Consider the following 12,306-nt stretch of genomic DNA (forward strand, 5'->3'; position numbering starts at 1 on the left):
GGGCGGGCTCGCCGGGGCGAGGCGAGGCGGGCGCGGTCAGCGGGAGGAATTCGCGGTGCGTCCGCGGACGATCCCGACGAACGCCTCGATGTCCTCCGTCGTGGAGCCCGAGGGCCAGGCGAGCAGCACGGGCGACACCGGAGCCTCCCGCAGAACCCGGTACTCGACGTCCTTGCGATGGTGCAGCCGTGCGAGTGACATCGGCGCGACGACGATCCCCACGCCCGCCGCGGCCGTCGCGATCGCGTCCTCGACGGTGTTCAGCGGCGGCACGCGCGATGGCACGGTCGGCAGGTCGAGATCGTCCCAGACGTCCTCCGCGCTCGTGAGCAGTGTCTCGCCGGCGAGGTCGGCGGGCGACAGCTCGTCGGCGGCGAGCAGGTGCGACTCCGACGACACGACGACGACGGGGAGCTCCTCGTAGAGCGGGATCGCGTGCATCCCCTCCGTGGCGAACGGCGCGCGCACGAGGGCGAGGTCGACGATTCCGTCGACGAGCGCCTCGCGCTGCGAGCGGAACGCGAGGGGGACCAGCTCGAGCCTCACGTGCGGCATCCGTGTGCTCCACGTGTCGATCCAGCGCCCAGGGGTCGCTCCGGGGACGGCGCCGAGACGCAGCGTGCGCGGGGCGGCGTCTGCCGGCCGGGGCGCGTCGAACACGACCTTCTCCCGCTTCGGCGATCCCTTCTTGGCGGGGGCCTTCGACGGTGCGGCGCGTTTCGCACCCGATCCTCGCCCTGGCGTCGAAGGGCGCCCGGGGCGTGCCGGCTTGCGACCGCCCGAGGCGCCTCTTCTGCTCATGCGCTCAGCGTACCGGGCAGCCCCGGCGGGAGGGCCTCAGGCGGCCAGCCAGAGCCCCTTGCGATCCGTGTCGATCGCCATGCCGGCGCCGACCGTCTCGTCGTCCCCGATCCGCGCGCCGCGTGCGATGCGCGCTCCCGGACCGACGTCCGTGCGCACGCCGACGCTCGCTCCGTCGCCCACCATGGCGCCTTGACCGATGTGGGCGTGGGCGTCGATCCGGGCGTTCACGCCCACGATCGCGTCGGGCTCGATCCAGGCACCGCGCGCGACCCGCGCACCGGCCCCGATCTTCGCGCCCGGTTCGACATAGGCGCCCGCTTCCACGACCGCCTGGGGGTGCACCTTGGCACCGTTCGCGATGAGGCCGCGGCCGTTGGCGTGCTTACGGTAGCGCAGCGTTCCGCCCTTGCCGTCCTCGATATCGACGTAGTTCTTGCCCACGAAAACCTCCCGTGCCCGGGACTTTTCCCGGATATATCAACAACCGCGTCTCGGCGGGATCTATTCCCGGGCACGGAAGGGCGGTGTGTCGTGCCCCCGGGGGTCGTGCGCCGGGGTCGTGCGCGGGGCTCCGCGCGGGTCGTGCGCGGGTTCCTCGCGGGTCGTGCGCTGGTTCCTCGCGGGTCGTGCGCTGGGCCGTGCACCGGGTCGCTCAGTGCTGGCAGGTGGGGCACCAGAACGTGCGACGCTCCTCGGTCGGAACCGCGCCGAGCTCCCCGGCGCGGATGAGCGTCCCGCAGCGCAGACACGGGCGTCGGGCGCGTCCGTAGACCCAGTCGGTGCGCCCCCGATGCGTGACGCCCGTGAATGTGCGGTCGAGGCGATCCTTGTTCGCGGCGATGGTCCGCGCACCGAGTTCGAGCAGCGCCCGTGCGTCGACCTCCGTCGCGGGGCGATCGGGGCGCACGCCGCGCAGGAACAGCAGCTCGGCCGCGTACTCGTTGCCGAATCCCGCGACATTGCGCTGATCGAGCAGCGCCACGTGAATCGGCCGGGGATCGGCTCCGACGCGCCGGGCGGCCTCGTCGAGGTCCCAGTCCGCGCCCAGCGGATCCGGCCCGAGGTGCCCGACGAGCTCGCCTTCGGAGGAGCTCGGGACGACGGCGAGCATCGACACCTCGAACCCGACGGCCTCCGCGTCGGCGGTCGCCACGATGGCCCGTGCCTGGTGGGCCGGCGCCCGCCAGCGCTCGCCGGGTCGGTACAGATGCCAGGCGCCGTCCATGCGCAGGTGCGAACGGAGCGTGCGGTCGCCGATCCGCATCAGGATGTGCTTCCCGCGGGGGACGACCTCGCGGATCACGGACCCGGTGAGATCGAGCGTCGCGAGCGCCGGCACCCGGAGGTCGAAGCGCGTCACCGTGCCGCCGGCCAGGGCGCGGTCGAGCCGGTGCGAGGCGCGGTAGACCGTGTCGCCCTCAGGCATGGGACGGCTCCGTCGGTTCCTCGGCGCGGGGCGAGCGCGGATCCGTCGGGGTGCGCGGATCCGTCGGCGTGCGCGGCACTGTCGGGCCGTGCGAGAGCAGGCTCCGCGCGAGCATGGTCGATCCGGCGACCGCCGCGGGCATGGTGACGACCGCCCCGAACGGCGCGAGGAAGCAGAGCTGGGTGGCGATGCCGAAGCCCAGCACCCGCGCCCGTCCGCCGCGCAGGAGCCGTGCGCGCTCCTCCGCGGTCACGCCACGGGCGTCGAAGGCGCGCGCGGTCAGCTCCCTCGCGAGGACACGACCGGAGAGCACTACGCCGGTGATCGCGGCGAGCGGTCCGCCGACCACGGGGATCAGCCCCAGCAGGAGGGTGAGCAGGGCGATGAGCGCGCCGAGGACGATCAGGCGCAGACCCTCGCCGATCGTCGCCCAGAACCCGATGTCGCCGCGGGGTTCCTCGCCACCGAGTGCGCGCTCGGTGCCCCGCCAGATCCGCTGGTAGAACGGGTCGCCGATCGTCAGGGCGAGGGCCGAGAACGTGAGCCCGGACAGCACCGCGGCCGCCACGAACAGCACCGCGCCCAGCGCGATCCGCAGCGCGTCGCGCCAGCCGTCGGCCCACGCCTCGGCGAAGGGCGTCATCCAGGCCGTGATCGGTCCCAGGGCGAAACCGAACGGGACGAGCACGGCCAGCAGCACCGCGAACGCGAGGATCGCGGGGATCAGACCGAGCGCGAGCAGCCGCGGATGCGAACGCCACATCGCGAAGCCGCGCAGCAGCGCGCCCACCCCCGCACGGAATTCCCGGATCATGCTGCCCAGCGTACGGCGCTGCATCGGGCGCCCTCAGAGCGCCCTGCGCAGCGTGTAGCCACGCGGAGTCGCGACGAATCCGGCCTCCTGCAGCAGTCGACCGAGGCGCGTTCCGGCCTCGGTTCCGTACATCCCCTCGCCGTTGACCTTCTCGACCGTCAGGGTCTCCAGACGGTGGGCGCGCGCGGTGGCGGCGAGCTCGGCGGTGGCGGCGCGCAACTCGTCCTCGTCTTCGGTGAAGGCGAGCACGGTCTTCCCGCCGCGTTCCAGGTAGAGCGCCAGGGCGCCGTCGACGAGCACCACGAGTGCTCCGGCCTTGCGGCCAGGACGATGGGAGACCGCATCGAGGCGCGGCCAGCCGAGTCCAGCTCCGTAGGGATTGGCCGGATCCGTCGCGGCCAGCGCGCGGGCGATCCGCGGGGGAGGATCCGCGAGACCGGCGAACGTGCGGAGCCGGTCGATCGTCGCGGAGGCCGCGAACTGCGCCGCGCCGAGATGCTCGATCACGTAGCCGCGTCGGCAGTGCCCCGCCTGCTCGAACCCGGCGAGCACGCGATAGGCCTGCGCGAAACCGCCCGGCAGACCCTCGGCCTGCACGGATCCGCGCGTGACGACGCCGTAACGGTCCAGCAGGAGCCCTGCGGCGACGGTCGCGCGCCGGGCGGGGTCCGTCTCGACCTCCGGGAGCAGCGACCAGCGCCCGCCGACGCTCAGGGGGCGCGGCGCCGAGGAGGGGCGGGCGAGGCTCATGCCTCGGAACGTGCGGGTGCGGGGAGCCCTCCGGGTGACCTTGTGCGCCTGGTTGCCCCCGCTGATCAGGGCGCGGATGGGCGTGAAGGTGTCGTTGGTGACGAGCCCGGCCCAGGCGAGGTTCCAGAGTGCCTCGACGACCGAAGCCTCGTTCTCGGCGCCGGTCGCCTCCTTGAGCTGTGACGCGAAATAGGCCCCGCCGGACCCCAGTGCCGCCCGCAGTTGCGCCTCGAGAGAGCCCTCCTCCGGCAGCTCTTCCGCGAACGGCGCGGTGAACGGCGCGAGATCGGCGGGGTGCAGGGAGACCCAGCCGTCGCGGCCGGGCAGCGCGCCGTGACCGGCCCAGACGACCTCGCCGGAGCTGGTCAGCTCGTCCAGCATCGCAGGGCGGTAGTCGCGCACGCGCTGGGGAAGGATCAGCGACTCCCACGCGCTCGCGGGGATCGGCACGCCCGCGAGCTGTTCGATCACCGTCGCGACGCCGTCGACGCCCTCGAGAGGGCGTCCGAGGTGCTGCCACTCGGGCAGGAAGCGCGCGAAGGCGGCCGGCGGAACGGGCTCGACGCTGCCGCGGATCGCCGCGAGCGACCGCATCCGCAGCCGTCGGAGGACCTCGGCGTCGCACCACTCCGTCTCGTCCGGGCCGGCGGAGGTGGCCGATGCGCGACCGGCTCCGGATGCGCCTGCGGGCGGATCCGGCAGGAAGTAGCCGCTGGTCAGCCGCCCGTCGGCCTCGAGCCGCTGCAGCGTCTGGCGCACGATCGCAGGGCCCAGTCCGAAGCGCTCGGCGACGGCGGATCCGAGGAACGGGCCGTGCGTGCGGGCGTGCCGGGCGACGAGGTCTCCCAGCGGGTCCGCGAGGGGTTCGAGGAAGGCGACGGGGATCCCGACCGGGAGCGGCACCCCGAGCGCGTCGCGCAGACGTCCGGCGTCCTCGATCGCGGCCGTGCGCCGCACCCCGCCGATCGTGACCTCGATCGCGCGGCGCGCCTTCACGAGCGCGCGCAGGTGATCGGCGGCCTCGGAGACCGTCGCCGTCCCCTCCGCGGCGTCGCCGTCGTCCATGCCATCGGCGGGTGCTGCGCTCGGGGCGGGATCGGTGCTCGGGGCGGGGTCTGTGCTCGCGGCGGGATCGAGCCGGGCGGCGACCTCCTCGGCGTCGAGCGGTCCGAGGATCCGGAGCAGGTCCGCGACCCCTTCCACGCCGCGAGCACGACGGGACGGATCGAGCCGCTGCGCCTCGCGCTCGAACTGCGCGATGACGTCGGGGTCGAGCAGCTCTCGCAGCTCGACCGTACCCAGCAGCTCGCCCAGCAGAGCGGGGTCCACCGAGAGCGCGGCGGCGCGACGTTCGGCGAGCGGGGAGTCGCCCTCGTACATGAACGCACCGACGTAGCCGAACAGCAGATCGCGGGCGAACGGCGACGGCTGAGCGGTCTGCACCTCGACGAGCCGGATCCGTCGCTCGGCGATGCCGGTCGCGAGACGTCGCAGCGACGGGAGATCGTAGACGTCTTGCAGCACCTCGCGCAGAGCTTCGAGGATGATCGGGAACGTCGGGTGCTTGCGGGCCACCTCGAGCAGCTGGGCCGAGCGCTGCCGCTGCTGCCAGAGGGGCGTGCGCCGGTTCGGATTCGTGCGCGGCATGAGCAGCGCACGGGCCGCGCACTCGCGGAATCGCGAGGCGAAGAGCGCGGATCCGCCGACCTCCTCGGTGACGATGCGCTCCAGCTCGTCGGGCTCGAACACGAACAGCTCGGCGCCGGGCGGTTCGGTGTCGGCGTCGGGGATGCGCACGATGATGCCGTCGTCGCTCGCGACCGCGGAGCCCTCGACGCCGAGGCGCTCGCGGATCCGTGCGTTCACGGCCAGCGCCCACGGCGCGTGCACCGTCTGGCCGTAGGGGGAGTGCAGGATGACCCGCCAGTCGCCGATCTCGTCGCGGCCGCGCTCGACGGTGAGGGAGCGATCGGTCGGCAGCGTGCCGGTCGACTCCCTCTGCTCGGTGAGGTGGGCGAGCAGGTTGACCTGCGCGCGCTCGTCGAGGCCGGCCGCGGTGAGACGCTCGCGTGCCTTCTCCGGCGTCGCGCCCTCCACCTCCCGGTTGAAGGCGCCGAGCGCCTCGCCGAGCTCGAAGGGGCGGCCGAGGCCGTCGCCGTGCCAGAACGGCACCTTGCCCGGCTGGCCATAGGCGGGGATGACGTTGACGCGGTCGTGCGTGATCTCGGCGATCCGCCAGCTCGTCGTGCCGAGGGTGAACACGTCGCCGACGCGCGACTCGTACACCATCTCCTCGTCGAGCTCGCCGACCCGTGCCCCGGTCGACTCCCCCGCGACGAAGACCCCGAAGAGTCCGCGATCCGGGATCGTGCCCCCGCTCGTGACGGCGATCCGCTGCGCCCCGGGGCGTCCGGTGAGCGTGCCCGCATCGCGGTCCCAGACGAGGCGCGGACGCAGCTCGGCGAACTCGTCCGAGGGGAAGCGCCCGGCCAGGAGGTCGAGGGTCGCCTCATATGCCGAACGGGGGAGAGCGGCGAAGGGGGCGCTGCGGCGCACCGTGTCGAACCACGTCTCGACGTCGATCGGGTCGAGGGCGCACGCGGCCACGGTCTGCTGCGCGAGGATGTCGAGCGGGTTGCGCGGCACGGCGATCGCCTCGATCTGCCCGGCGAGCATGCGCTCGGTGACGATCGCGGTGTGCAGCACATCGCCGCGGTGCTTGGGGAAGAGGGATGCGCGGCTGATCTCGCCGACCTGATGGCCCGCGCGACCCACCCGCTGCAGGCCGGACGCGGCGGACGGAGGGGCCTCCACCTGGATCACCAGGTCGACCGCGCCCATGTCGATGCCGAGCTCGAGGCTGCTCGTCGCGACGACGCAGCGCAGCACGCCCGACTTCAGCTCCTCCTCGACGATCGCCCGCTGCTCCTTCGACACGGAGCCGTGGTGCGCCTTGGCGAGCACCGGATCCGCGCCGGCCGTCGACCCCGCCTGCGCCATCATCGCGGCGGGCATCATCGCTGACGGCAGATCCAGCCCGATCCGCTCGCTGTAGATCTCGTTCAGCCGCCCCGTCAGCCGCTCGGCGAGACGGCGGGAGTTGGCGAACACGATCGTCGAGCGGTTCTGCAGGATCTTGTCGACGATCGCCTCTTCGACGTGCGGCCAGACAGATCCGGTCATCTCGGTGCTCTCGCCGAAGGCGTCCGCACCGCCCTCCTCGACCCGCTCCGCGCCGGGGGGCCGCGGCGTCTCGTCGGTGCCGGGCGGAGGAGGGGGATTCAGCATGTCCTCGATGGGCACCACGACCTGCAGGTCGAACGTCTTGGACGCCGGCGGCGCGACGATCTCGACCGGCTGCGCACCGCCGAGGAAGCGCGCGACCTCGTCGATCGGACGCACCGTCGCCGACAGCCCGATCCGCTGCACCGGGGTCTCGTGCCCTGCCGCGCGACGGAGCTCGTCGAGCCGTTCGAGGCTCACCGCGAGATGGGCGCCGCGCTTGGTCGCCGCGACCGCGTGCACCTCGTCGATGATGACCGTGTGCACGTCGCGCAGTGTCTCGCCGGCGCGGCTCGTGAGCATGAGGTAGAGCGATTCCGGCGTCGTGATGAGGATGTCGGGCGGATCGGCGACGAGCTTGCGGCGGTCGGAGGAGGTCGTGTCTCCCGAGCGGACGCCGACGGTCACCGCCGGGGCGGGCACTCCGAGTCGGCGCGCGGACTGGCCGATGCCGATGAGCGGAGAGCGCAGGTTGCGCTCGACGTCGACGCCCAGGGCCTTGAGCGGGGAGATGTAGAGGATGCGGGTGCGGCCCGGGCGGTCGTCCGCCTTGTCCTTGCCCTTCCTGCGGCGCCCGCCCTTCGAGGCGGACGCGGGCGGCGTTTCGGCGTCCTCGGCCGTCGCCCCCTCCTCGGTCCGCTCGCGGAACACCCGGTCGATGGCCCAGAGGAACGCGGACAGCGTCTTGCCTGACCCGGTCGGAGCGACCACGAGCGCATGGCGCCCCGCGGAGATGGCCTCCCATGCCCCCGCCTGCGCCGCCGTGGGCTCGGCGAACGCCCCGCGGAACCAGTCCTGGGTCGCGGGGGTGAAGCGGTCGAGCACGTGCTGCGCCGGATCCGTCGCAGCACCGGGTGCCGAGGCGGTCACGGGCATGACTCCATCATCCCTGCCGCCACCGACATCGGGGCAGGATCCGCCAGGGGCGGAATCGGCTCGACGTGATTTTCGCCACCTGGGCGCTGCGACATGGCATCGACCCCGAGGACTCCTCAGCACGTGAGGCCTTCTTCGCTCGCGGACAGGCCTGCCTGCGCGCATCGCCACTGGGAAAGAGGTATGGCTGGGGAGTGCTGAGCGACGCCGAGGGACGGGTCACGCTCGTGGCGCGAGAATCCGAGGACTACGCGCGGCACGCCGCGGATCCCGCGCTCGCCCACACCAGGGCGATGCGGTCTCGGCGCGCGTGAACTGCGGGAGCACCCGTCCGTGCCCGCTCACTTCTCCTTCGGGATGAGGATCCACAGCACGATGTAGACCCACAGCGGCAGGCCTGCGAACACCATCAGCACGACGGCGAGCAGACGCATGAGGAACACGGGCCAGCCGAAACGATTGGCGAGGGCGGCGCAGACTCCGGCGATGACGCGCCCCTTGCGGGGCCGGACGAGGGTGCTCATGCCCTCATCCTGCCGCCGCGTCCTGAGCGGCGCCTGGGGCCGCCCGCCTTCGTCACGGCAGGCGGTTCGCCGCGGCGAGGTTGGCCCGCAGCTCCTCCGCGTTCTGCCGCGTGACGTAGGCGGGACGATCCCGCTCGAGGCGCCACGATTCGCTCAGCGGACCCGCGCTCACCGTGTCGAATCCGAGCCGATCGTACACATCGGTCACGAACGCGATCGCGTCCTCGTCATCGCTGGACGTGCCGAGCGCGCGACGATCGGACGTCCCCGCCGGGGAGCCGGTCGTCAGGATCTCCCCGGCCGCGATGTGGTTGAACGCCTTCACGACCTTCGAGGAGGGCAGGTGCTCCTGCAGGAGTTGCGACGTGGTGGTCTCGCCGCGGTCGAGGGACCCGATGCGGCCGTCGCGCTCGAAGTAGTAGTTGTTCGTGTCGAGCACGATCTTCCCGGCGAGCGGATCCACGGGGATGTCCTCCACCGCCTTCAGCGGAACGGTGACCACGGCGACGTCGGCGGCCTCGGCCGCTCCGGCCGCGGTGGACGCGGTCACGCGCGGGCCGAGTCGGCCGGTGAGCGCGCTGAGCGTCTCGGGGCCCCGTGAGTTCGCGATCACGACGTCGTAGCCGAGGCCCGCGAAGGCCTCCGCCAGAGCGCTGCCGATGTGTCCTGCTCCGATGATCCCTATCGTCGTCATGATGTGCGCAACAGCGCGCACCCGCGATCGCATTCCCGACGCGCGGGGAGCGGCGAGGGTCAGGTTCCGAGCGTCACCTCGGCGAGGGCACGGTCGGCGCCGAGCTCGAGCACGAGATCCGGTTCCAGCCGCCGCAGAAACGCGTCGTCGTGGCTCACGATCAGCACGGCTCCGCGGTAGGCGCGCAGTGCCTGCACGAGATGGTCCACCGTGTCCAGGTCGAGGTTGTTCGTCGGCTCGTCGAGCACGACGAGGTGCGGGGCGGGGTCCGCGAGCAGCAGCGCGGCCAGCGCGACCCGGAAGCGCTCCCCGCCGGAGAGCGACGCGATCCGCCGATCCGCCGTCGCCCCGCGGAGGAGAAAACGCGCGAGTCGATTGCGCAGCTCCTTCTCGGGGAGCCCCGGCGCCCGCGCACCGACGGCCTGAACGACGGTCGCGGACTCGTCGAGACCGTCGATGCGTTGGGGCAGGTAGCCGATGCGATCGGTGTGCGCGACACAACGCAGGACGTCGTGCGTGACGCACGGCGATCCGGCCCCGGCCACGGCGGGTTCTCCTGCGTTGTGTTCGACCCCGGCTCCGACCACGGCTTCGGCGTCGGACTCGGCGACCAGACGCCGGAGCAGCGTCGTCTTGCCGACGCCGTTGCGGCCGATGAGCGCGACCCGTTCGGAACCCTGGATCGTCCAGGAGCGCTCCGCGTCGCCGATCGTGGCGATGCGGCGCGACGCGGAGACGCCGGGATCCGGCAGCTCGACGTTCATGCTCGCTTCGCTGCGCACCCGTCGGCCCGCATCGTCGAGCGCCGCTCGAGCCGCCCCCTCCTTCTCCGCGACCTCGACGCGGAGCCGTCCGGCCGACACCTCTGCGGCCATCCGACGTCCGTGCGCCACGATCTTCGGCACGCGCTTCTCGCGCTCCGCCTTGTTCGCGGTGCGCTCGCGGTGGGCGAGCTTGGTGTGCGCCTCGATCCGCTGCCGCTTCTCCCGGCGGACGGCCTGCTTGGCGTCGCGCTCGGCCTGCCGCGCCGCGTCCTGCTCGGCGTCCAGCCAGGCGCGCCACTGCGAGTACGGGCCGCCGAATACGCTCAGATCCCCGTCGTAGAGCTCGGCCGTCTCGTCCATGAGCTCGAGCAGCGCCGTGTCGTGGCTGACCACGATCAGCGTGCCCTTCCACGAGCGCACCATCTCGCCGAGGCGCGCACGCGCGTCGCGGTCGAGGTTGTTCGTCGGCTCGTCGAGGAGGGTGATCGGCGCACGGCGGGCCCGGATCCCTGCGATCGCGACGAGCACGGCTTCGCCGCCCGAGAGCTCGCCGACGGTGCGGTCGAGGTACGACCCGGCGAGCCCCGCCTCTGCGAGGGCGGCCTCGGCGCGCGCCTCGACGTCCCAGTCGTCGCCGACATCGTCGAAACGCGCCTGGCGCACGTCGCCCGCGGCGATCGCGCGCACGGCGTCGAGGGCCCGGTCCACGCCCAGCAGCTCCGCGACCCGGGCCCCGGTGTCGAGGGTGAGGCGCTGCGGCAGCGTGGACACCTCTCCGTTCGTCGCGAGCCGCCCCGACGTCGGCCGCAGCTCGCCCGCGATGAGGCGGAGGAGCGTCGACTTTCCGGACCCGTTGCGGCCGACGAGGCCGGTGCGACCCTCGCCGAAGGCTCCGGAGACGTCGTCGAGGGCGACAGAGCCGTCGGGCCAGACGAAGCGGACGCGGTCGAGCACGACGGCGGAGGAAGGAAGGGATGATGACATGAGCGGACTCCCGGTGATCTCGGGTGCGCTGATCCCGGCTCCGATCGGGGACGTCGCGACGAGGACGTCGCGGGAGGCGATCGAGGTGCCTGCGGGCAGGAAGGAGCGTCGGTTCAGCGCGTGGATGGAACGCGGAGACGACGACTCAGATCAAGGGACTTCCTTACACGGCGGACAGGACCCGCACGACGATACCCGCGCCACGAGGAGACACGCAACCCGGGCGTGTCGGAACATGCCGCACGCGCATCCTGACACGTCACCGTCCCTTCCGGGATCTAGCCTGGAGGGATGGACGAGCGACCGCGGACGTCGGGGGAGACCGTACGGCGCGCAGGGCTCGGCGTCGGGCTGGCCGTCGGCATGGCGGCCGGAGTCGCCCTCGCGGCGGGACTCGGCAACGCCGGCGCCGGGATCGCGGCGGGTCTCGTGATCGGTTCCGCGGTCATGGTGCTGTTCACCGTGGCGGGAGCGCGGCGAGACCGGGAGGACGCGCGTCGTCGCGCTTCCGACGACGACGCTTCCCGCGTCGACCGCGGACCGGAGAACGCTGCGGAACCGGCCCCAGGGAAGGTGGATCGAGCCGACCCGGACCACGGGGATCCGGGTCAGGATCCGGTGATCCCGGGCTGATCTTCGCTGTCGGCGGCGCGCCCGGCGAGTGCGTCGTCCCGCCAGCGTTCCAGGAAGCGCCGGACATCGCCCAGCTCCTCCTCCGAGACGCTGTGCGTGAGGCCCGGATAGACGCGTCCGGTGAGCTGGGCGTGATCGGGCAGCCACTGGGCGGTGTGCGCGACGAGCGCGGCGGGGATCACGTCGTCGTTCGTGCCGCGGCCCCAGAAGACTGGAGGGCGTCGATCGCGCAGCGCGGCGTCGCCGTCGATCGCACCCGGTGCCGCGTAGCCGCTCAGCACGACGGCAGCCGCGATCCGGTCCGGCTCACGACGCATCGTCTGCAGGGCGACGGAGGCGCCTTGGGAGAAGCCGAGCAGCGCGATCGAGGGCGCGTCCCCCGCGTGCGCGTCGAGCCAGCGGAGGACGGCGTCGGCCGCCGCGGTGACGGTCGCGGGATCCCGGCGCTCGAGCTCGTCGATGGGGTACCAGGACCGCCCCGGCATCGGCCACGGGGCATCCAGCGGTGCCGGCAGCGAGGCGATCGCGATCCCGTCCGGGAGGAACGGGACGAGCGCGAACAGATCCTTCTCATCGGAGCCGTACCCGTGCAGCAGCACGAGCAGAGGTCGTCCCTCGCCCCGTCCGGAGGCGCGCACGGCGCCGTCGTCGATCTCTACGCTCTCCGCCATGCGTCCATCCTGCCCCAGCGCCCCGACACGGCCGCTCTGACCGGGCCGCGTGCCCGATCCCGAAGTGCGGCTGGTAGAAAAGGA

General features: G+C 72.8%; 11 protein-coding genes. 2 read left to right on the forward strand and 9 right to left on the reverse strand.

Translation table 11 applies throughout. From position 1 onward, the window contains the following. Window positions 1-36: 36 nt before the first annotated feature. The 5 genes from Q0P88_RS01400 to Q0P88_RS01420 form a co-directional block, all read right to left on the reverse strand. Complete coding sequence (locus Q0P88_RS01400; protein WP_295010495.1) at window positions 37-801, reverse strand: LysR family substrate-binding domain-containing protein; 765 nt, start codon at window positions 799-801, stop codon at window positions 37-39. A gap of 36 nt (window positions 802-837) precedes the next feature. After that, window positions 838-1,245 carry a transferase gene (locus Q0P88_RS01405; RefSeq protein WP_295010496.1) on the reverse strand — a complete coding sequence of 136 codons (408 nt, stop codon included), beginning with the start codon at window positions 1,243-1,245 and terminating at the stop codon, window positions 838-840. Between the two features lie 211 nt (window positions 1,246-1,456). Continuing rightward, entirely contained in the window at window positions 1,457-2,230 is a 774-nt protein-coding gene (locus Q0P88_RS01410) for a DNA-formamidopyrimidine glycosylase family protein (protein WP_295010497.1), read from the reverse strand. Continuing rightward, the gene (locus Q0P88_RS01415; RefSeq protein ID WP_295010498.1) at window positions 2,223-3,044 is read right to left on the reverse strand and encodes an EI24 domain-containing protein; all 822 of its coding nucleotides are present in this window, start codon (window positions 3,042-3,044) and stop codon (window positions 2,223-2,225) included. Before Q0P88_RS01415 ends, Q0P88_RS01410 begins: the two co-directional genes overlap by 8 nt. Window positions 3,045-3,077: 33 nt before the next feature. Next, window positions 3,078-7,952 carry a DEAD/DEAH box helicase gene (locus Q0P88_RS01420; RefSeq protein ID WP_295010499.1) on the reverse strand — a complete coding sequence of 1,625 codons (4,875 nt, stop codon included), beginning with the start codon at window positions 7,950-7,952 and terminating at the stop codon, window positions 3,078-3,080. A 65-nt stretch (window positions 7,953-8,017) separates the two neighbouring features. On the opposite strand from Q0P88_RS01420, the gene Q0P88_RS01425 reads away from it, so the two are divergent. Further along, window positions 8,018-8,266, forward strand: coding sequence for a DUF6157 family protein (locus tag Q0P88_RS01425; RefSeq protein WP_295010500.1), 249 nt, complete (start codon window positions 8,018-8,020; stop codon window positions 8,264-8,266). A gap of 27 nt (window positions 8,267-8,293) precedes the next feature. Here Q0P88_RS01425 and Q0P88_RS01430 read toward each other — a convergent pair whose 3' ends face one another. The 3 genes from Q0P88_RS01430 to Q0P88_RS01440 are packed head-to-tail and all read right to left on the reverse strand — an operon-like array spanning window position 8,294 to window position 10,918. After that, a complete protein-coding gene (locus Q0P88_RS01430) occupies window positions 8,294-8,476 on the reverse strand; it encodes a PspC domain-containing protein (RefSeq protein ID WP_295010501.1) in 183 nt (60 codons plus the stop codon). A gap of 52 nt (window positions 8,477-8,528) precedes the next feature. Next, window positions 8,529-9,170, reverse strand: coding sequence for an NADPH-dependent F420 reductase (locus Q0P88_RS01435; protein WP_295010502.1), 642 nt, complete (start codon window positions 9,168-9,170; stop codon window positions 8,529-8,531). 59 nt (window positions 9,171-9,229) lie between these two features. Continuing rightward, the gene (locus tag Q0P88_RS01440; RefSeq protein ID WP_295010503.1) at window positions 9,230-10,918 is read right to left on the reverse strand and encodes an ATP-binding cassette domain-containing protein; all 1,689 of its coding nucleotides are present in this window, start codon (window positions 10,916-10,918) and stop codon (window positions 9,230-9,232) included. 291 nt (window positions 10,919-11,209) lie between these two features. Between Q0P88_RS01440 and Q0P88_RS01445 the strand changes: the two genes are divergently transcribed. Next, complete coding sequence (locus tag Q0P88_RS01445; RefSeq protein ID WP_295010504.1) at window positions 11,210-11,551, forward strand: hypothetical protein; 342 nt, start codon at window positions 11,210-11,212, stop codon at window positions 11,549-11,551. Here Q0P88_RS01445 and Q0P88_RS01450 read toward each other — a convergent pair. After that, window positions 11,527-12,222, reverse strand: a complete 696-nt coding sequence (locus Q0P88_RS01450) for an alpha/beta hydrolase (RefSeq protein ID WP_295010505.1) — start codon at window positions 12,220-12,222, stop codon at window positions 11,527-11,529. The genes Q0P88_RS01445 and Q0P88_RS01450 overlap by 25 nt on opposite strands. Window positions 12,223-12,306 lie beyond the last annotated feature (84 nt).

It is taken from the genome of uncultured Microbacterium sp., from assembly GCF_945952435.1.
Lineage (GTDB): Bacteria > Actinomycetota > Actinomycetes > Actinomycetales > Microbacteriaceae > Microbacterium.

Coding starts and splice junctions, on each gene's coding strand:
- Q0P88_RS01445 (WP_295010504.1), top strand. CDS start 11,210: ATGGACGAGCGACCGCGGACGTCGGGGGAGACCGTACGGCGCGCAGGG.
- Q0P88_RS01430 (WP_295010501.1), bottom strand. CDS start 8,476: ATGAGCACCCTCGTCCGGCCCCGCAAGGGGCGCGTCATCGCCGGAGTC.
- Q0P88_RS01420 (WP_295010499.1), bottom strand. CDS start 7,952: ATGCCCGTGACCGCCTCGGCACCCGGTGCTGCGACGGATCCGGCGCAG.
- Q0P88_RS01450 (WP_295010505.1), bottom strand. CDS start 12,222: ATGGCGGAGAGCGTAGAGATCGACGACGGCGCCGTGCGCGCCTCCGGA.
- Q0P88_RS01400 (WP_295010495.1), bottom strand. CDS start 801: ATGAGCAGAAGAGGCGCCTCGGGCGGTCGCAAGCCGGCACGCCCCGGG.
- Q0P88_RS01415 (WP_295010498.1), bottom strand. CDS start 3,044: ATGATCCGGGAATTCCGTGCGGGGGTGGGCGCGCTGCTGCGCGGCTTC.
- Q0P88_RS01435 (WP_295010502.1), bottom strand. CDS start 9,170: ATGACGACGATAGGGATCATCGGAGCAGGACACATCGGCAGCGCTCTG.
- Q0P88_RS01440 (WP_295010503.1), bottom strand. CDS start 10,918: ATGTCATCATCCCTTCCTTCCTCCGCCGTCGTGCTCGACCGCGTCCGC.
- Q0P88_RS01410 (WP_295010497.1), bottom strand. CDS start 2,230: ATGCCTGAGGGCGACACGGTCTACCGCGCCTCGCACCGGCTCGACCGC.